14 protein-coding genes are annotated in these 20,113 nt (G+C 70.0%); 6 read left to right on the top strand and 8 right to left on the bottom strand.

What is annotated here, in order from left to right:
* Positions 1–10: 10 nt before the first annotated feature.
* The 4 genes from OG329_RS24445 to OG329_RS24430 all read right to left on the bottom strand — a co-directional run bounded on the left by OG329_RS24445 (position 11) and on the right by OG329_RS24430 (position 6,494).
* A complete protein-coding gene (locus tag OG329_RS24445; protein ID WP_405798078.1) occupies positions 11–1,252 on the bottom strand; it encodes a flavin-dependent oxidoreductase in 1,242 nt (413 codons plus the stop codon).
* Between the two features lie 66 nt (positions 1,253–1,318).
* Positions 1,319–2,344 (bottom strand): IS630 family transposase, encoded by a 1,026-nt coding sequence (locus OG329_RS24440; protein WP_405801992.1) that lies wholly within the window; start codon positions 2,342–2,344, stop codon positions 1,319–1,321.
* Positions 2,345–2,540: 196 nt separating this feature from the next.
* Complete coding sequence (locus tag OG329_RS24435) at positions 2,541–4,343, bottom strand: MFS transporter (protein WP_405798076.1); 1,803 nt, start codon at positions 4,341–4,343, stop codon at positions 2,541–2,543.
* 192 nt (positions 4,344–4,535) lie between these two features.
* On the bottom strand, positions 4,536–6,494 hold the full coding sequence (locus tag OG329_RS24430) for a serine hydrolase (RefSeq protein WP_405798075.1): 1,959 nt from the start codon (positions 6,492–6,494) through the stop codon (positions 4,536–4,538).
* A gap of 1,311 nt (positions 6,495–7,805) precedes the next feature.
* Here OG329_RS24430 and OG329_RS24425 point away from each other — a divergent pair.
* The 4 genes from OG329_RS24425 (at position 7,806) to OG329_RS24410 (ending at position 12,133) form a co-directional block, all read left to right on the top strand.
* Entirely contained in the window at positions 7,806–8,525 is a 720-nt protein-coding gene (locus OG329_RS24425; protein ID WP_405798074.1) for a GPP34 family phosphoprotein, read from the top strand.
* 301 nt (positions 8,526–8,826) lie between these two features.
* The gene (locus tag OG329_RS24420) at positions 8,827–9,684 is read left to right on the top strand and encodes a helix-turn-helix domain-containing protein (RefSeq protein WP_405798073.1); all 858 of its coding nucleotides are present in this window, start codon (positions 8,827–8,829) and stop codon (positions 9,682–9,684) included.
* Positions 9,685–9,884: 200 nt separating this feature from the next.
* Positions 9,885–10,094 (top strand): DUF397 domain-containing protein, encoded by a 210-nt coding sequence (locus OG329_RS24415; RefSeq protein ID WP_405798072.1) that lies wholly within the window; start codon positions 9,885–9,887, stop codon positions 10,092–10,094.
* A gap of 458 nt (positions 10,095–10,552) precedes the next feature.
* On the top strand, positions 10,553–12,133 hold the full coding sequence (locus OG329_RS24410) for a sodium:solute symporter family protein (protein WP_405798070.1): 1,581 nt from the start codon (positions 10,553–10,555) through the stop codon (positions 12,131–12,133).
* Between the two features lie 341 nt (positions 12,134–12,474).
* Here the strand turns inward: OG329_RS24410 and OG329_RS24405 are convergent, their stop codons facing one another.
* Together OG329_RS24405 and OG329_RS24400 are read right to left on the bottom strand one after the other, a co-directional pair.
* The gene (locus tag OG329_RS24405) at positions 12,475–13,593 is read right to left on the bottom strand and encodes an ADP-ribosylglycohydrolase family protein (protein WP_405798069.1); all 1,119 of its coding nucleotides are present in this window, start codon (positions 13,591–13,593) and stop codon (positions 12,475–12,477) included.
* A gap of 76 nt (positions 13,594–13,669) precedes the next feature.
* Complete coding sequence (locus OG329_RS24400; RefSeq protein ID WP_405798067.1) at positions 13,670–16,273, bottom strand: bifunctional FO biosynthesis protein CofGH; 2,604 nt, start codon at positions 16,271–16,273, stop codon at positions 13,670–13,672.
* Between the two features lie 97 nt (positions 16,274–16,370).
* On the opposite strand from OG329_RS24400, the gene OG329_RS24395 reads away from it, so the two are divergent.
* Positions 16,371–17,075: a hypothetical protein gene (locus OG329_RS24395; protein ID WP_405798065.1), complete on the top strand. Its 705-nt coding sequence runs from the start codon at positions 16,371–16,373 to the stop codon at positions 17,073–17,075.
* Positions 17,076–17,169: 94 nt separating this feature from the next.
* Here OG329_RS24395 and OG329_RS24390 read toward each other — a convergent pair whose 3' ends face one another.
* Both OG329_RS24390 and OG329_RS24385 read right to left on the bottom strand, forming a co-directional pair.
* Positions 17,170–18,507 (bottom strand): FtsX-like permease family protein, encoded by a 1,338-nt coding sequence (locus OG329_RS24390; protein WP_405798064.1) that lies wholly within the window; start codon positions 18,505–18,507, stop codon positions 17,170–17,172.
* A 3-nt stretch (positions 18,508–18,510) separates the two neighbouring features.
* A complete protein-coding gene (locus OG329_RS24385; RefSeq protein WP_405801991.1) occupies positions 18,511–19,290 on the bottom strand; it encodes an ABC transporter ATP-binding protein in 780 nt (259 codons plus the stop codon).
* Between the two features lie 228 nt (positions 19,291–19,518).
* Here OG329_RS24385 and OG329_RS24380 point away from each other — a divergent pair, with 228 nt between their 5' ends.
* Positions 19,519–20,082: a dihydrofolate reductase family protein gene (locus tag OG329_RS24380; protein ID WP_405798063.1), complete on the top strand. Its 564-nt coding sequence runs from the start codon at positions 19,519–19,521 to the stop codon at positions 20,080–20,082.
* The last annotated feature ends 31 nt before the right edge of the window (positions 20,083–20,113 follow it).

The raw sequence follows: 20,113 nt of genomic DNA, 5'->3' as shown, positions 1-20,113 counted from the left end.
GGGCGGGGAGTTACGAGTCACTCCGCACGGTCCACGACGGGTGGGTGTTGACCTGCGCCACCGTGGCGTGGGCCAGGTGCTTGTAGCGGTTGGCGATCTCCTCGGCCCGGCCGGCGGGCAGTGGCCCGCCGTGCGCCGCGGCGCGCGCGATGATCTCCTCCGGTCCCGAATCCCGGTTGGCCAGCACGATCGCGTTGACGGCCGGCCGACGCAGTTCGTCGTAGCGGCGAAGCCCGGCCACCGGGTCACCTGCCTGTGCCAGGCACCAGGCCAGCACGCGGGCGTCGACGATCGACTGCGATCCGCCGTTCATGCCCATCGGGACCATCGGGTGGGCCGCGTCACCGAGCAGGGTGACGCGGCCGAAACTCCAGCGGGGCAGCGGGTCGCGGTCGAGCATCGGATACTCGAAGATCGCCGAGGAGCGCTCGCCCAGCGTCGCCAGATCGATCCACGGCAGTCGCCAGTCCGCCAGGCCGGCGCGGGCCTCGGCCGGGGTGATGCGACGGTTCGAGCGGTCCAGCGGTTCGGCCGGCTGTCCATGCCGTACCTCCAGCACCCAGTTCAGCAGCGCCTCACCACCCCCTGTCACCGGGTCCTCGATGGGATAGGCGACAAACTTCGCTCCGGGGGTGCCGCCCGCCACCACGATCGAACGGCCGTCGAGTATGTGCGGGTGCCGCGCGACACCGCGCCACATGTGGACGCCGTTCCAGTACGAGGGGCCCTCGTCGGGGTAGAGCCGGGCGCGGACCACGGAGTCGATGCCGTCGGAGCCGACCAGCAGGTCGGCGTCCTCCACCGTCGCCGCACCACTCGTGCGGTCCAGGAAATGGGCCCGTACACCGCCCGTGGTCTGCTCGAAGCGCCGGAACAGCGAGCCGGTACGGACGTGGTCCGGCCCCAGGCGCTCCCGTACGGCCGCCAGCAGCATCACATGCAGTTGGCCACGGTGTACGGAGTACTGCGGCCACCGGTAGCCCGCCGCCCGCCCGAGCGGCTCCTCCCACACCGGCTCTCCCGCGCGGTCGTGGTAGCTCAGCCGGTTCGGAGGCAGCGCGATGGCGGCCAGTTCGCCGGCGAGACCGAGTTCGGCCAACTCCCGTACGGCGTGCGGCAGCAGGTTGATCCCCACACCCACGGGCTCGACCGTCCGCGCGGCCTCGTACACCCGTGGCCGGAACCCGGCGGCGTGCAGGCTCAGCGCACAGGTCAACCCGGCGATTCCGCCGCCCACCACATTGACTCTCATCCGTCCGTCCCCGGCCCTTCGTCGACGTCGCAACGCGAACTTGCCTGCGGGAGTGCGGAGTTGATGCTAGTGAGCTGGTTCGGAGATGCGTGAGCAGTAGCGGCAGATGCGGTCGAGGATCTGGTCGGCGGTCCTGGTCCACTTGAACGGCTGGGCATCGTCGTTCCAGATCTTGATCCAGTTTTCGAGTGCGGCCTTGAGATCGTCGAGAGAACAGAACACCCCACGCTCGAGACAGCGCCGTTCCAGCTCCGCGAACCACCGCTCGACCTGGTTGATCCACGACGAGTATGTGGGAGTGAAGTGCATCTGGAAGCGAGGATGAGCGAGCAGCCACTTGTGCACCACAGGTGCCTTGTGGGCGGAGAGGTTGTCGCAGATCACGTGGACCGCCAGGCCCCTGTCGGTCTGGCGGTCGATCTCGTCGAGGAAGTCGCGGAAGTCCACGGCACGGTGCTGTGCGGACAGTTTCGTGATCACCTTGCCCGTCGCGGTGTTCAACGCGGCGAACAGATCGACGGTGCCGTGCCGGACGTAGTCGAAACTCCGCCGCTCGGGCACTCCCGGAATCATGGGCAGCACCGGCGCGGTCCGCTCAAGGGCCTGGATCTGCGGTTTCTCGTCCACGGCGAAGACGACGGCCTTCGCCGGCGGAGCGAGATACAGACCGACGACGTCACGGACCTTGTCGATCAGGAACGGATCCGGGGAGATCTTGAAGGTCTCGGTCCGCCACGGCTGCAGACCGAAGGCATGCCAGATCCGCAGCACACTCGCGGGGGAGATCCCCACGGCCTTGGCCAGTTCCCGCTTCGACCAGTGCGTCCCGCCTTCGGGTGTCTGCTCCAGGGTGCGGACCACCACCTCTTCGACCTGGGCATCGGTGATGCTCCGCGGTACCCCGGGCCGAGGCTCATCAGCGAGCCCGTCGAGCCGGTCGCGCAGGAACCGTGAGCGCCACTTGGCGACCGTGCCCCGGTTCACCCCCAGCCGGGCCGCGACCGCCAGGTTCGGCCCGCCCTCCGCGCACGCCAGCACGATCCGCGCCCGCAGGGCCAGACCCTGCGCGGTCGTCCGGCGCTTGACCCACATACTCAACACCTGCCGCTCGGCCTCGCTCAGGACCAACGGCTCCAGCCTGCTGTCACCCACAACCGACAGCAGACCGAAGCCAGTCGGCACCCGTCAGCCGAACCCGCGAATTGGTGCGCAAAGCGACTCACGTGGTGCCCAACGAACTCACAACCAGATCACTAGCGGTCAGCAGTCAGCGGCCGACGGTCCGCTGTCAGTCCCCTTCGCGAAGTTCCTCCGGGCAGGGCGTGCCCGGACGCAGTTGGTACGGGGCCGAGATGCGGTACGTCCCCGGGCGCGGGGCCAGCAGCTCCGTCCACTCGTCGCCGTCGGCGTTCTTCTCCGCCCGGAACAGACAGCCGTTCGGGTTGGTGAACTTCTTGGGGCCGTCGTCCCCGTCCGCCTTCGACGCCTCCGTCTCCTCGGGGCGGTCCAGGCTCTCGCCCTTGTCGTCCACGACGGCGAGCCAGCGCGAGTACGGGATACGGATCAGCACCCGCCCGGCGGTCTTCACCTCTATCGTCAGCTCGTTGGCCGACGCCTCCCGCACCACCGCCGGCGGGTCGGCGAGCGGCATCGGGTCCTGGACCTCGTAGAGCTGCCAGTTGGCGTCGCCCCACAGATGGTTCAGATAGGGCAGGCCGCGCTGTACCAGCTCCGCCTCCAGGCCCGCGCCGTTGTCCGGCCGGCCGGTGGGCAGCACCACGTAGCGCACGGCCCAGCGGTCGAGCCAGGCGCGGTAGTTGTCGTCGGTGAGGCTGTCGTCGTAGAAAAGCGGGTTGCGCTCCATGTCGGCCTGCCGGTTCCAGCCCCGGGCGAGATTGACGTACGGCGCGAGCGCCGACGCCTCGCGGTGGCTGCTGGCCGGGACGACCTCCACCCGGCCGCGCTCGGCGCCGACCTCCTGCAACTCGTTGACCAGCGGCGCCAGTTCACGGGTCCAGGACGCGGTGGGCGCGGTGCGGATGATGTCGTCGACGCCCTTGAACCCGATCCAGAAGTTGAAGGCGGCGAAGGCCAGCACCAGCGCGTACCACTTGCGTGAGCGCGGCACGGCGTACGGCAGCGCGGCGAGCAGCACCACACCGCCGACGATCATCGCGAGCCGTGACACGTTGGAGCCGATCTGGGAGTCGATGACCCAGGTGAGCAGGGTCCCGATGCCGTAGACGGCGGCGGCGGTACGGACGGTGCGCCAGTCGCTCGGCACGAGGAAGAAGACGATGACGGCGAAGAGGAAGGGCAGCGACGCCGTCCCGAGCGACATCGGCTGCGTGCCGGAGAACGGGAACAGCCAGGCGGAGAGCGCGACGACGGCGACCGGGGCGAGCCCGACCGCGTACGCCCCCGGACGCCGCTTGTTGAGGAACAGCGCGGCGGCGACGACACCGAGGAACAGCCCGGCCACGGGGCTCGCGGCCGTCGCCAGCCCGGCGAGCGGGGCGGCGACGACGCCCTTGGCCCAGCGCTTGTAGCGCCAGCGGTGCGGCCAGCAGAAGACGGCGGCGACGGCGCCGAGCGCGAACATCGTGCCGAGGCCGAAGGTGACGCGGCCGGAGAGCGCGTTGCACAGGAAGGCGAAGACCCCGGCGAAGGAGCAGGCCAGCGGATTGCGGACGGCCTTGACGCGGTAGAGGATCAGCGAGGTCAGGGCGGCCGAGACCGTCCCGACGATCATCATCGTCGTACGGACGCCGAGCAGCGACATCAGGTAGGGCGAGACGACGCTGTACGAGACGGGGTGCATCCCGCCGTACCAGGCGAGGTTGTACGCGGAGTCCGGGTGACGGCCGACGAACTCGGCCCAGGCGTCCTGCGCGGCGATGTCGCCGCCGCTGTTCGCGAGGAAGAAGAACCAGAGGACGTGCGTGATGCCGGCGACCGCGCCCGTGAGCAGGACGGGGTGGCGCAGGAGCCGGCTGCGCAGGTCCTTGGCGATGCCTGCCTTGTCTTCCGTTCCCGGTGATTCGGGCTCGGTGGTGCTGCCGTCCGCGCGTGTCGGCTCAGCGGTGGTCACTGCGGCTCTCCCCGTCTTCACCGTCAGCCCGGTGTGCCGACCCTGGAGGAAGTAAGGACGCCGTCCCCGCGTCCCGAGTTGCCCGGCTGCCCTGATCTCGGACGCTAGCACGGGGCCGGGGTCGGGGAGGACGCCATTTTTCTGCGCCAGTTTCTGGCGCCCTCCCGTGCCGTGCCGCCGGGCTCCGGCCGCTCAGCCGACCCGTGTCAGCTTGTCGCCGAACGTGGGCTCGGCGAGGTCGCCCTGAAGCGCGACGGCCACCTTCACCTGGCTCTTGCCCTCGCCCACGGTGAGCGTGCCGACATGCGTCCCGGCGGCGGCGGACTGGGGCAGGTCCTTGCCGTCGTCCGTCAATTCGAGCTTGACGGTGAGGCCCGACCAGCCGACGGCCTTGACGTCCTCGGTGGCGACGACGGGCGCCGTCGTCCCCATGCCGTTGTCGACCTCGCCGACGACCTGGCCCTTCTTCACTATCGTCGCGCCATCCAACTCTTCCTGAGTCGCGAGCATGACGTCCTTGCTCACCGCGTTGACGGTGTCGATGATCGGCGACTTGTGCTGGCCGAGGACCGCGCCGACGACGAGCTGGTCGGTGTCGCCGACCATCTTGTGCGCGGCGAACAGGAGATTGCCGCCCGCCTTGGTGGTGGAGCCGGTCTTGATGCCGAGCGCGCCGTCGTACGGGACGAGGGTGTTGTAGTTGCGCCAGCTCTTGCCGGACGGGTCCGTCCACTCGGGGAGCTTGGTGATGTCCATCAGCGCCTCGATCTCCACCAGCTTCTGGCCGAGCTTGACCTGGTCCTCGGCGGAGCTGACCGTCGTCGCGTCGAGGCCGGACGGGTCGGTGTACGTGGTGTTCTCCATGCCCAGCTCCTTGGCGGTGTCGTTCATCTTCTTGACGAACGCCTCCTCGGAGCCCGCGTCCCAACGGGCCAGCAGCCGCGCGATGTTGTTCGCGGACGGAATCATGAGGGCGGCCAGCGCGTCGTGCTGGGTGAGCTTGTCGCCCTCGTTCACGGTGTTGAGCGTCGACTCGCCCTGCGCGTCGAGCCCGCCGTCCGACTCGGCCTTGGCGTCGACCGTGATGGACGGGCCCTTGGCGCCCTTCTTCAGCGGCTTGTCCTTCAGCACGACGTACGCGGTCATCGCCTTGGCCACGCTGCCGATCGGCACGGCCTTCTGCTCCCCGAAGGAGTCGACGGTGCCGAGCCCGGTCGCCGCCATGAAGCCCTGGCCCTCGCTGGGCCAGGGGAGCGCGGGCCGGTCGCCCTCGAAGGTGTACGTCGACTTCGTCGTCAGGTTCAACGAGGGCGCCGGGAGCGGGCGCATAACCTGTACGACCGCAAAGATGATCAGTACGAGTACGAGCAGCGGCGTCCAGATCTTGACCCGCCGGACGACGGTCCGGGCCGGGGTCTCGGGCGGCGCGGGCTTGTTGGTCAGCTCGGCGAGCAGATCGAGCGGCGGCAACGGCGGCATGGGCTGCTGCCGGGTCCGCTCGGCCTCGGCCACACCGCTGCCGGGAGCCACCTGGTCCGCCCGGAGGGGCACGAACTTGCTGGTCCGCTCGGCGGGAAGCTCGGGCGCGGCGGCCGGGGGCCGCGGCGGAAGCTTGAGCATGGCGGTGGGCTGATCGACGCGGGGCTGCTGGACCGCCTTGAAGACGGCGGTCTTGCGATCGCCCCCGGGCTCGCCGGTGCCGGCACCGGACCCCGCCGGGGCGACGTCGCCCTTGCCCCCGGACTCGTCCCGACCGCCTGCCGGCCGGGCCGGGGCGGTGCCGGGCTTCGCCGGGGCGGCTCCCTGACCGCCCGCCGATCGGGCACTCCCGGCCTGCCCGGCATCGGGCTCGGCCCCACCCTGGTCCGCTGCTCCGGACTCACGCCCGGTCCCAACTGCCGACCGGGCGGGCGCGGCGCCGGACTTCGTCCCGGACGTAGCCGCCGGCTCCGCCGGGTTGGCGGGGGTTGAGTCGGCCTTGTGCCCGCCCCTGTCCGCTCCGGGCCCGCGCCCGCTCCCGAACCCGTCCCGGCCGTCTGCCGGCCGGGACGGCCCGGCGTCGGGCCTCGACCCGGACTGCGCACCGGACGTAGCCGCCGGCTCCGCCGAAGTGACGTCCGCCGCCGTGTCGGCGGCGGACTGACCAGCCACCGGCGAGGCAGACGCCGAACCCGGCCCGGACTCGGGCTCGTTTTCCGGCTTCGCCGGGACAACTCCCGCCGCCGCGCCAGCGGCAGACTCTCCGCCCGCCGGGCGGGCGGAGGCGGAGCCGCCCGCAGCCCCGAACCCGTCCCGGCCGCCCGCCGAACGGTCAGGCACGGCCTCGGGCCTCGACCCGGACTGCCCACCGGACGTAACCCCCGGCGAGGCAGACTCCGACACCGAACCCGGCCCCGACTCAGGATCGTTTTCCGGCTTCGCCGGGACAACTCCGGCCTGGCCGCCCGCCGGGCGGGCGGAAGGGGAATCGGCCCTGGGCCCGGCCCCGTCCGTTCCGGGCTCACGCCCGGACCCGTCCCGGCGGCCCGCCGACCGATCAGGCACGGCGTCGGGCCTCGACCCGGACTGCGCACCGGACGTGACCTCCGGCTCCGCCGAAGCGGCGTCGGCGGCGGACTGACCAGCCACCGGCGAGGCAGACTCCGGCGCCGAACCCCGCCCGGACTCGGGCTCGTTTTCCGGCTTGGCCGGGGCAACTTCCGCCGTCGCGCCAGCGGCGGACTCTCCGCCCGCCGGGCGGGCAGGTTCAGCCGCCGGCCCGGCAGACGTTCGGCCGGACGTGGCTTCCGCTTCCGCGTCGGCGTCAGGCTCCGCCGGGTCCCGCATCGGCGAGGTGAAATCGATCGTCCGGCCGGACGTGGGTTCCGCCAGAGCCGCATCGGTGGGGTTTGCCGGAGCAACTTCCGGGTCCTCGGCGGAGTCGGCCGACGCCGCGGACTCGGACTCCGGTTCGGTCGTGGATTCCAGTTCGGGCGGGGCCGCGGGCCGTACCGGTTCCGAGGGGTCCGTCGAAGACCCCTCCGCGGCCGCCACACGCGCCTCAGTGGCCTCAGGAGCCGCAGGCCCGCCCCTCGCCCCCCGGACCGTGAAAACGGCCGTCGAGTGGTCGACAGGGGCCTCCGGGGAACCACCCACCCCCGCGCCCGCGTCATCGGCGGCGCGGAAGACCGCGAATCTCGGGTCCTGTTCATGTTCCCGCGTCGCCTCCCCCGACGACTTCCGCTGCTCCGACTTGTCGGGGGACTCGCCCGCCACCGTGCCTCCTCATGCGTGTGCGACGACGTGCCGCGCGCCGCGCCGCCACACTCTCCGAACCGATTATCAGTGTCCTGTGCGAAACCACAGCCCAAGTGCCAGACGAGAACGACATACATAACGGTTCCCGCACAAAGCGACCAGGCACTCTCGACAGACCAATGTGAGAGGGGTCACCCTGTCATTCATCCACGCGGGGAGGCATGGATGGGCAGGAGCCGCAGAACAATTCCGGAGGAGCTGCTGTTGCTGGCTCTGGACCCGGCCACGGGTACCACAGCGCAGCCGCAGTCGCTCGACCTCGGCCTGGCCGGGGCGCAGCTAGTAGAGCTGGCTCTGGCAGGACGGATAGCCCCTGACGGGGATCGTATCGCCGTGGTGATGCCACGGCCGACCGGAGATCCGACTCTGGACTCCGCGCTGGAACTGCTGCGCCGACGCGGCAGCCCGGTTCGCGCAGTTCACTGGATCGGCGGGCCCCGACTGGGGCTCCGCCAGATTTACCTCTCGCATCTGGAGCGGTGCGGCATGGTTCATGCCGTGGCGGGCCAGATGTGCGGAGTGCTGCCGACGACTCGCTACCAGGCGACGGAGACGGCGATCAGCCGCGACATCAGGTCACGGCTGGACAGTGCGATCCGCACCGGAGTACCCCCGGACCCGCGGACCGCGGCGCTCGCCGCACTGGCCCACGCGGTCGGTCTGGGCAAGCACCTGTACCCCGGTAACGAGGGGCGCTCGTCGCGCTCCCGGCTCCGGGATCTGATCAGACACGACCCCATGGGCGGTCTCGTGGCGCATGCCGTGATGGACGTCCAGAACGGTGTGGCCGTACAGCCGCGCCGCAATCCCGCACCGGGAGGCCGACCGCCGGCCGTACCGATGCAACCGCACCGCGCGGGCATGGCCCGCGTCGCGGCGCACTGAGAGAGCCGCACAGAGAGCCGCACCGAAAGAGCACCAACACGTACCGACCGACGTCCCCGAAGACCCGGTTCGGGAGCCGCAAGAGACGCGCGGGGCCAGCCGTACGACAGGCTGCCCCGCGCGTCGCGCGCATCGCGCTCATCGCACCCATCCCGATACGTGTCGCACGGACGGATACACGACCTGGCCACAGTGTGTCCACTTACCGTCATTTTCCAGCGCGGCCGGGGCCATCGGTGGCAGTCTGCAGAGGCGTAGACACACAGCGCTACGCAGTTACTCAGCAGGAGGTGCAGTTTCCGTGGCGTCCAACGTCAATCCCACGGTCAGGCGACGCCGATTGGGCCAGGAGTTGCGCCGGCTCCGTGAGGTCAAAGGCATGACGGCCGAGGAGGTGGCGGAGCGCCTGCTGGTCTCCCAGTCGAAGATCAGCCGACTTGAGAACGGCCGCCGGTCCATCAGTCAGCGCGATGTCCGCGACCTGTGCGGTGTGTACGAGGTCGAGGACAACCGCATCGTGGAGTCGCTGATGCAAATGGCCAAGGACTCGCGCCAACAGGGCTGGTGGCACGCCTTCGGCGACATCCCGTACAGCGTCTACATCGGTCTGGAGACCGACGCGGCCTCACTTCGTGTGTACGAGCCGCAGGTCGTGCCCGGTCTGCTCCAGACCCGGGGCTACGCGGAGGCGCTGATCACCGGCGCGCTCCCGGAGACCGCGCCGACGGACGTCGAGAAGCGCGTCAGTGTACGGATCCGCCGCCAGGAGCGGATCAACGCTCCCGAGCAGCCGCTGCGGCTGTGGGCCGTCATCGACGAGTCGGCGCTGCGCCGGGTGGTCGGCGGCAAGCAGTTGATGCGTGAGCAGTTGGAGTTCCTGGTCGAGCTGTCCCAGCTTCCCCATGTCACGGTGCAGGTGCTGCCGTTCGGCATGGGCGCCCATCCCGGCATCAGCGGGCATTACGCGATTCTCGAATTCCCGGACGCCACGGATTCGAGCGTGGTCTACATCGAGGGCGTCACCAGTGATCTTTATCTGGAGAAGGCGAACGACGTCCAGAAGTACAGTGTGATGTACGAACACCTCCGCGCGCAGGCGCTGAATGCGGACCAGACGCGCGAGTTCATCTCGGACATCGCCAAGGAATACGCCCGCTAAGGCGCTTACTCACCAGGGCAGTTCGGGAAGATCGAGGCGGCAGAATACACCCGGTGGACTCGTACCGGAAGAGTCCACCGGGATATCCCATCCGGTCGAGTGAACACCCGCCCCACGCATCGATTCTGACTAGTAGCGTCGATCTTGCCAGCGAGAAGTTGGCGCGTTGACACCACTTGCTGAATCGGAGCGAACCGAACATGGCAATTCTTCAGGGCGCTACGGAAACCTGGACCAAGTCCTCGTACTCCGGCGGAAACGGCGCATGTGTCGAGGTCAAGTCTCCCGTCGTGGCGGCGGTCGCCGTACGGGACTCGAAGGCCCCGGAAGGTCCGTCGATCACCTTCGTCCCCGGATCGTGGACCACTTTCGTGCAGGAGATGAATCAGGGCGCTTTCGATCTCGGCTGAGTGCGCCGAGGTCGTGGTCTTCGCCTGATCCCGACTCCCGACTCCCGACTCGTACAGCGCCACCTGGCACCACCCGCGCCACAGCACGGAATGAGCCCTCTCGACCTGTCCGCCGTCCTGGCCGAGGGGGCTCTGCCATGCCCTCATTTCACACAGACTCCCTCTCGGCCGCACGGGACCCGCATCCCGCGCGGCCATTGCTGTTCCGCCTGACGAAGTGCCAGCCCATCGTGTGGTCCCGGCGCGGTCGCGACAACGGTCCGTGAGGTCAAGAGCGAGCAAAATCGTTCGGCTTTCTGATTCCCGTTCATACTTGTGACCATTGGAACCCTTGACCCGCTGCCGCGAGTAGCGGTTCAATCCCCCGTAGTCCCCGCTCCCGCACGGGGCACCGCTGAACCGGACGTACTGACGAAGAGCACCCCCCCGTTCACAAGGCGGACCCCTGGAGGGGGCACATGAACAGTCTCGACTGGACCGTGCTCATCGGATACTTCGGCGTGATGGTCGCGATCGGCGTCTGGTCCCACAAGCGCGTCGGCGACGTCCACGACTACTTCACAGCCGGCGGCAAGATGCCATGGTGGCTGTCCGGCATCTCGCACCACATGTCCGGTTACAGCGCGGTGATGTTCACCGGGTACGCGGCCATCGCGTACACCTACGGCGTCACGTCGTACGTCACCTGGTCGTTCCCCATCGCCATCGGCATCGCGATCGGGGCGAAGCTTTTCGCGCCACGGCTCAACCGGGTGCGCTCGCGGCTGCATGTCTCGTCGCCGCTCGAATATCTCAAGAACCGCTACAACCTGCCCACCCAGCAGGCCCTCGCCTGGTCGGGCGTACTGCTGAAGATCGTGGACGTCGGCGCCAAGTGGGCCGCGATCGCCACCCTGTTGTCCGTCTTCACCGGTGTCTCGCTCAACATGGGCATCCTGATCACGGGCGCGGTCACCGCGATCTACTGCACCGTCGGCGGACTGTGGGCCGACGCGCTGACCGAACTGGGCCAGTTCATCATCCAGTTCATCGCCGGCATCGCGATGCTCGTCGCCGTCCTGGCGGAGCTGGGCGGGTTCAGCAGTCTGTGGAACGTCTGGGACGAGCCCGAACTCCAGGGCCACACCGAGCCGTTGGCCGGGCCGTACATGATGGTCTTCCTGATCGCGTATCTGTTCATCAAGACCTTCGAGTACAACGGCGGTATGTGGAACCAGGCGCAGCGCTACATGGCCACGGACTCCGCGAAGTCCGCGACGCGCTCCGGGGCGCTGTCGGCCGTGCTGTGGCTGATCTGGCCGCTGGTGCTGTTCTTCCCGATGTGGGTCGCGCCGGTCCTCATCGATACGGACGTGCCCGCCGACAGTTACGCGCTGATGGCCGAACAGCTCCTGCCGCACGGTCTGTTGGGGCTGGTCATCGTCGGATTCTTCTCGCACACGATGGCCATGTGCTCGTCGGACGCGAACGCCATCGCGGCGGTCGTGACCCGCGACATCATGCCCGCGCTGTCGCGCAAGGCACGGGAGTGGGACACCCGGGTCGGGCTGCTGGCCGCCCGCTGGACCACGCTGCTCTTCCTCGGTCTGTCGATGGGCATCGCGACGCAGGTCAACTCGCCCTTCTTCGGCGACATCATCACCGTCGTCATCAAGTGGGTCGCCGGGCTCATGGGGCCGATCGCGATCCCGCTGATGCTGGGTCTGCTGCCCTGGTTCCGCAAGAGCGGTCCCACGGCCGCGCTGGTCAGTTGGGGGGTCGGTCTGGTCACCTTCTGGCTGGTCAACTACCCGATCAGTTGGAACGTGGACGGTGGGGTGCCGCTTCAGTACCAGGTGTCGATCCCGCTCGCCGTATCGCTGGTCCTGTACGTCGTGATCGGCTTCATCAAGCCGGAGGACACGCCGGAGCGGGACGCGGTGCTGGAGAAGATCAACAACGACGACGACGGTTCGGACGCGCGCGTGACGGTGCCGGTGCCCGCGCCTGCGGAGCCGGGCGACGAGAAGCGGCTCGGCCGCGAGGGCGCTTCCGGCTGACGGGTGGCGGCTGACAGGGCCGTCTCCCGGCCTGGTGCCGGGCCCGGACGAGCTTCACCGGGCCCGGCCGGTGGGCCGGTTCGTCCTCAATCGCCGGACGGGCTGAGATTCGACCGGCCGGTGGGTGGTGTCCTCAAACGCCGGACGGGCTTGAGTTGCCCGCCGGACAGGCTGAGAATCCCGCCGGCCGGTGGGTGGTGTCCTCAAACGCCGGACAGGCTTGAGTTGCCCGCCGGACGGGGGAGATTCATCCGGCCCGTGGGTGGTGTCCTCAATCGCCGGACGGGCTTGATTGGCCGCCGGACAGGCTTGAGTTGGCCGCCGGGCGGGCTTCAATGCCCTCACGTTCCCCGGGGATACCGTGTCAGCCAGCCCGACGAGGTGATCGCCGGGGCGTGGAGTGCCGGGCCCTGCGTCATCTCCATCGCGAAGTCGTCCGCCATCTCCAGCAGCGTCCCGCGGCCCTCCAGCTCCGCCAGCCACGCGGGCGGCAGCGCCGTCTCCCCGTGCATCGCCCCCAGCAGCGCCCCGCACAGCGCCCCCGTCGCCGAGGACGGCCCGTCGTGGTTGACGGCCAGCCGCAGGCCGTGGCGTACGTCCTCGGCGACCAGCGAGCAGTACACGGCCACCGCCAGCGAGTCCTCCGCCGCCCGGCCCTCCGCGAGCACCGAGACGCGCCCCGGGGTCGGGATGCCCTGCCGTACGGCTCCGAGAGCCTGCCCCAGCGCGTCGGTGACCGGCTGGTGGCCGGGGCGGCTGGTCAGCAGCGCCAGGGACCGCTGCACGGACGCGTCGACGCTGTCGCCGCGCGCGACGCCGTGCACGATCACGGCGAACGCGCCCGCCGACAGGTACGCCGTGGGATGGCCGTGCGTCTGCGCCGCGCACTCCACGGCGAGCTGGCACACCAACTCCGGCTCCCAGCCCACCAGCAGCCCGAACGGCGCCGAGCGCACGAGCGCGCCCGCGTCGCGCGCCGTGGGGTTCTTGGGCTTCTCGAGCGTGCCCATCAGCTCGTCGCCCAGCCCGGTCAGACAGGACACGGAGGCGTCGCGGCGCGCGTACAGCCACTCCTGCTGGGCGAGCCAGCCGTTGTCCTTGCGGCGTTCGTCGGGGCCCCAGTCGCGCTGCGTGGCGGCCCAGCGCAGATGGGCGCGGTGCACGTCGGTCGGCGGGTGCCAGGCGCCGGTGTCGCGCCGGACCTGGGCGCGGATGAGGCCGTCGACGGTGAAGAGGGTGAGCTGGGTCGCGGCGGCGACCGCGCCGCGCCGCCCGTAGGCGGGGGCGAAGTCGGTGACGCCCTCCGCCCCGTACGCGCTCCGGGTCTCGTCGAGGGTGAGCGTGTCGACCCCCGCACCCAGCGCGTCGCCGATGGCTCCCCCGAGAAGGCACCCACGGACGCGGCTGCGGAAGTCCTGCTGCTCCGCCCGGCCCCATATGGCGGTGGCTGGTCTGCTCACGCGTCCCCCTCCCGTGTCGTGGAACGCACACCTGGCGCAGCACTTTAATCCAATGGGACAGGGGCGGCGGCCGGGCCTACTCCGGCAGCAGCGGCAGCAGTTCCGGCAGGTGTCCGTCCGACGCCGCGGCCGCCCGTACGCGCTCCTCGGGCACCTCCCCGTACAGCGTCGTCCGCGGCCTGGCCGGGCGCCCGGCGGCCTCGGCGATCGCGATCAGGTCCTTGACCGAGCGGTACGAGCCGTAACTGGAGCCCGCCATCCGGGAGATGGTCTCCTCCATCAGCGTCCCCCCGAGATCGTTCGCGCCCGAGCGCAGCATCTCGGCGGCGCCCTCCGTACCGAGCTTGACCCAACTGGTCTGGATATTGGTGATGTACGGGTGAAGAAGCAGCCGGGCCATCGCCATCACCGCGCGGTTGTCGCGGGTGGTGGGGCCAGGGCGGGCGATGCCGGCGAGATAGACGGGCGCGTTGGTGTGGATGAACGGCAGCGTGACGAATTCGGTGAAGCCCTCGCGACCGGCCTCAAGTGCCTTGCGCTGCATGCCGGCCAGCGTGCGGAAGTGCCCGAGCCAGTGGCGGGGCTGGTCGACGTGGCCGTACATCATCGTGGAGCTGGAGCGGATGCCCAGCGAGTGCGCGGTCTCGACGACCTCGATCCATGTCGCCGTGGGCAGCTTGCCCTTGGTGAGGATCCAGCGCACCTCGTCGTCCAGGATCTCGGCGGCCGTGCCGGGGATCGAGTCGAGTCCGGCCTCCTTCGCGGCGGTGAGCCAGTCGCGGATCGACATCCCGGTGCGGGAGGCGCCGTTGACGACCTCCATGGGTGAGAAGGCGTGGACGTGCATCCCGGGGACGCGTTCCTTGACGGCGCGCGCGATGTCGAAGTACGCCGTGCCGGGCAGGTCGGGGTGGATACCGCCCTGCATGCACACCTCGACGGCGCCGACGTCCCACGCCTGTGCGGCGCGGTCGGCGACCTGGTCGAGGGAGAGGGTGTACGCGTCGGCGTCCGTACGGCGCTGGGCGAAGGCGCAGAAACGGCAGCCGGTGTAGCAGACGTTGGTGAAGTTGATGTTGCGCGTGACGATGTACGTGACGTCGTCGCCCACGACCTCGCGGCGCAGTTCGTCGGCGATGTGCGTCAGCGCGTCGAGGGCGGGGCCGTCCGCGTGCAGGAGGGCGAGCGCTTCGTCGTCGGTGAGCTTCGTGGGGTCGGCGGCTGCTGTCGTCAGCGCCTGCTTGACGTCGGTGTCGATGCGCTGGGGCACCATGCCGGGCGCGGCGGCCTCGCGCAGCGCGTCCCAGTCGCCGTAGACGTGGTCGAAGTCGTCGCGGCGGTCGCCGGTGCGGCCCTCGGTGTCGATGGTGCGGTGCAGATCGGTACGGCCGGTGGCGGTGAACCCCTCGTCGGGCTCCTGCCAGGGCAGTCCGGCCGGGGTGACGTCGGTGCGGGCGAGTCCGGTGGCCGGGTCGGCGAGGGCGCGCACGTGCGGCATCACGCGCGGGTCGAGCCAGGGCTCGCCGCGCTGGATGAACTCCGGGTAGATCGTGAGCCGTTCACGCAGCTCGAACCCGGCGGCGGCGGTGCGCTCGGCCAGTTGGTCGATATGCGGCCAGGGGCGCTCGGGGTTGACGTGGTCGGGGGTGAGCGGCGAGACGCCGCCCCAGTCGTCGATGCCAGCGCCGATGAGGAGCGCGTACTCCTCGTCCACGAGGTTGGGCGGGGCCTGGATCCGGGCGGCCGGGCCGAGGATGTGGCGGGCGACGGCGATGGTCGCCGCCAGCTCCTCCAGCTCGGCGTCGGGCATGGCGCGCATCGCGGTGTCGGGCTTGGCGCGGAAGTTCTGGACGATGACTTCCTGGATGCCGTGGTAGGCGCGGGCGGTGCGGCGCAGCTCGAAGACGGAGTCGGCGCGCTCGTCGTAGTCCTCGCCGATGCCGATCAGGATGCCGGTGGTGAACGGGACGTTGGACCGGCCCGCGTCCTCGAGCACCCGCAGCCGTACGGCGGGCTCCTTGTCCGGCGAGCCGTGGTGCGGGCCGCCGGGTTCGGACCACAGACGGGTGGCGGTGGTCTCCAGCATCATGCCCATGCTGGGCGCGACGGGCTTGAGCCGCTGGAAGTCGGTCCAGCTCAGCACGCCGGGGTTGAGGTGCGGGAGGAGTCCGGTCTCCTCCAGGACGCGGATGGCCATGGCCCGTACGTACGCGAGTGTGTCGTCGTACCCCTCCGCCTCAAGCCATTCCTTCGCCTCGGGCCAGCGGTCCTCGGGCCGGTCGCCGAGCGTGAACAGCGCTTCCTTGCAGCCCATTTCGGCGCCCTTGCGGGCGATGTCGAGGACTTCGTCGGGCGACAGATACATCCCGTGCCCGGCGCGGCGGAGCTTGCCGGGCACGGTGACGAAGGTGCAGTAGTGGCACTTGTCGCGGCAGAGGCGGGTGAGCGGGATGAAGACCTTGCGGGAGTACGTGATGACGCCGGGCCGTCCGACGGCTTCGAGCCCCGCGTCACGCACCCGCGCGGCCGATGCGGCGAGATCCGTCAGGTCGTCGCCGCGCGCCTGGAGCAGGACGGCGGCCTCGGCGGCGTCGAGCGCGACACCGTCCCTGGCTCGTTTGAGGGCGCGGCGCATGGCGTTGGCGGTAGGGGCGGAGGGGGCCGTGGCGCTCGTCGTCATGGGTCCGAGCATACGAGCGGGGTCGGACGATTCCGGCTGCGAGATGAGTAGATGAGCGGATGCCCACATTCGGGTGTGCGGGAATAACTTCACTCACATGAGTGAAGCGAAGGACGACACCAGCAAGGACGACACCGGCGAGTCGACCGCGCACAACAGGGGTGGCGCGCTGCTGGGCGTCGGGATCGGGTGCGGGCTGCTGGTCGCCGTGCCGGTGCTCGTCGTGCTCGGCTTCCTGATCACGTACGCGGTGCAGCGCGGGACGCCGGAGGAGTACGAGCGTGTCGACCCGCAGGCGATGATGACCCGGATCGGGGACGTGTCGCAGGAGGCGTACGACGTGCTGGGCTTCGAGCACGACATCCGGTCCGAGGCGGGGAGCGGTTTCTGCTACCCCGACGGCCTGGAGAGCATCGCCGACGAGCCGGTGGACGGCGCGTACGCCCTGTCGCAGGACTGGTCGGTGGACGGTGTGAAGGAGAGCGAGGCCGCGTCCGCGCTGGAGCGACTGCACGGGCATCTGAAGGACGAGGGCTGGGACATCGACTCGTACGAGAACGGGGCGGACGGGGCGGGCGCGGCGGGCGCGGCGATGGGGCTGGAGCTGCGCGCCTCGCGCGGCGGCCCGTCCGACGACGGCGGCGACATCAGGCTGGTCTTCGACTGGCGGGACTACCAGGAGCGGTTCGAGGGCAGTGTCCATGCCCCGTGCGCGTACGACCCCGAGGCGGAGCCGGGCACGGATGCGGCCACGGAGGCCGGGGAGTTGGTGGAGTCGCCGGATCTGCGGTGGGCGGGGTGAGTGCGCTGAAACGCCCGGAGGGGCAGTCGCGGTGTGCGACTGCCCCTGGGCGGCTTCTGGTGTCGTGTCGCCGTGTCGTCGTGCGGTGTCATGTTCAGGCGGCCAGTGTCACCGCCTCGACGGCCGGGACGCGCAGGCCGCGGTACGCCGTACCGACGCTGGTGACGATCGTCGCCGCGGCGCCGATCCCGACGACCAGCAGCCAGATCCCCGGGCTCTGGTCCGGGAGGGCGGTGTCGGTGCGGACCATGCTGAAGGGGATGACTCCGGCGACCGCCGCCACCGTCGCGAAGAACACACCGGTCACGGTCAGGATCAGCGATTCGAGGCCGACCATGCCGAGGATCTGCGCCGAGGTGGCTCCGGCGAGGCGCTGCTGGCCGAACTCCTGGATGCGGTAAGTCGTCGCCGCGTAAAGGCTGTTGATCAGCATGACGCAGGCGAAGACGACGATGATCCCGACGACCACGTAGTTCAGCGTCTCGATGTTCTTGTCCTCGCCGGTCGGGCTGATGCCGGACGCCTTGGCCGCGTCGCTCTGGATGGCCTGCATGTAGAGCGTGGCGCAGGAGATGGCGATGAAGAGGATGAGCGGCATCAGGACACCGGAGAGCTGGGCGGCGCGCTGCCGCATGTTGTGCACGGTGAGATAGCCGCTGGCGCCGGTGAGCGCGATGAGGGGCCGGGCCAGTCGGCCGAGCAGGGACTTCAGCAGGACCGGTGAGAAGACCGCGAATCCCACGGAGATCAGGACCGCGCCGTAGACCGGTCCGGCCATCAGCGCGGCGTCCGTCTTCTTCATCGCGAAGGTGGACAGGACCCCGCCGACGCCCAGGGCGAGGGCGGCGAATCCGGCGAAGTGCCGTGCGCGGCCACGGGGCTTGGCGCCACCCGCCGCGGCCTTGGTCGCCCGGCGTACCGCGAGGAACGCGGCGCCGACGGAGGCCACCAGCGTGATGCCGAACCCGGACGCCGTCGCGATCGGGCCGAAGCTGAAGTCCACGCCCGCGGTGACCTGGTCGGTGTCCTTGAAGAGTTCGAGCAGCCGCCCGCCGCCGAGCATCGCGGGCCCGATCGCCAGCAGGGTGCCGACGACGGAGACGGCGGCGGCCTCGCTCACCACCATCCGCTTGATCTGCGCGGGAGTCGCCCCGCTGCGGCGCAGCAGCGCGATCTCCTCGCCGCGCTGGCGGACGTTGACGGTGAGGGTGGAGGCGACGGCGAAGAAGACGAGGAACGTGCCGTAGCCGCCGACGACACCGGCCGCGATGGTGAGGGTGTCCTTGCTGAGGGCGTCGATGCCCGGGGCCGAGGGGGTGTCGTGCATCGAGTTGAAGGTCATGACGACGACCGCGCCGAGGAACGTCGAGAGCAGGGTGGCGATGAAGCGCCCGGGGCGCTGGGCGATGGAGCGCATGGCGAGAGTGAACATGGCTCACACCCCCGCGTACGTGTCGTCGCCGAGGTGGGCGAGGCGTTCGGCGACGGTGTCGACCGTGGGGCGGTCGAGGTGTCCGGCGAGGCGGCCGTCGGCGAGGAAGATGACGGAGTCGGCGTACGAGGCGGCGACCGGGTCGTGGGTGACCATGACGACGGTGCGGCCGTAGAGACGTACGGTCTCCTGGAGCAGCCGCAGCACATCGCGTGCGCTGCGGATGTCGAGGGCGCCGGTGGGCTCGTCGGCGAAGACGACGCTGGGCTCGGTGACCAGGGCGCGGGCGATCGCGACGCGCTGCTGCTGACCGCCGGAGAGCTGGTCGGGCCGGTGGCCGAGCCGGTCACCGAGACCGACCTGGGTCAGGATCTCCTTCGCGCGGGCCTTGTCGATACGGCGGCCGGCGAGCTTGAGCGGCAGCACGGTGTTCTGCGCGACGGTCAGCGTCGGCAGGAGGTTGTAGCGCTGGAAGACGAACCCGATCCGGCGCCGCCGGAACTTCGTCAGCTCCGCCTCGCTCCCCCCGGTCATCTCCTCCCCGTCGACCACGACCCGCCCCCGGTCGGGCCGGTCCAGCCCGGCCGCGCACTGCAACAGGGTCGACTTGCCGGAACCGGACGGCCCCATGACGGCGGTGAACGACCCGGCCGGAAGGCTCAGCGACACACCGTCGAGAGCGGTCACGGCGCTGTCCCCCGCGCCGTAAACCTTGCTCACACCCTCCAGCCGCAGCGCTTCCGCACTCCTGCCCCGACCGGTAGTGCTCTTACGACGAAACATGACCCGCTCCTTCTTCTCGGACACTCCCTGTGCCACGACTACGAAGTTACGGACGCCGCGGGTCGACCACATTGGGCGTACGACCCGAGTCACGGGTGTCGCTGGGTACACCCCCCGCCGTGAACGGGCCCACGGATCGGCGCAGGATCCCGCGAGTCGCGATGAGTTCTGCGGCGTTCGGCGGTCGTACTGTCGTGCGGTCGAACCCGTTCCTGAGGAGGACTTCTGATGCGCAGCGTGACGTATTCGATGGGCGTCTCACTTGACGGCTACATCGTCGGGCCGGACGGCGGTTTCAACTGGTCGGAGCCCGACGAGGACATCTTTCGCTACACCACCGACGAGGTGCGGGGGGCCGGCGTCCATCTGATGGGACGGCGGCTGTACGAGGCGATGCTGTACTGGGAGCCGGTCGAGCAGGTTCCGTCACTCGACTTCTCGACGGTCGAGTTCGCCGCGCTCTGGAAGGCGCTCCCCAAGGTGGTCTTCTCCACCACGCTGTCGGAGGTGCGGGGCAATGCCCGGCTGGCCTCCGGCACTGTGGCGCAGGAGATCGAGCGGCTGCGGGCCGAGCCCGGGGACGGCGACATCGCGATCGGCGGCGCGGCGCTCGCCGCCGAGGCCGCCGCGTCGGGTCTGATCGACGAGTACCGGCCCAGGGTCTATCCGGTGCTGGTGGGCGGTGGCGTTCCGTACTTCCCGCAGGACGAGCGCCGGGTGGATCTCGAGCTCGTCGAGACCCGGACCTTCGCTTCGAAAATCGTCGCCCTCCGCTACCGCGTGGCGCGCTAGGCGCTGTCCGCAGGGCCTGTCCGTAGGCCCT

Origin of the sequence: Streptomyces sp. NBC_01506 (genome assembly GCF_045040295.1) — a bacterium.
Classification (GTDB): domain Bacteria; phylum Actinomycetota; class Actinomycetes; order Streptomycetales; family Streptomycetaceae; genus Streptomyces.
This window is presented reverse-complemented; position numbering and strand designations above follow the sequence as displayed.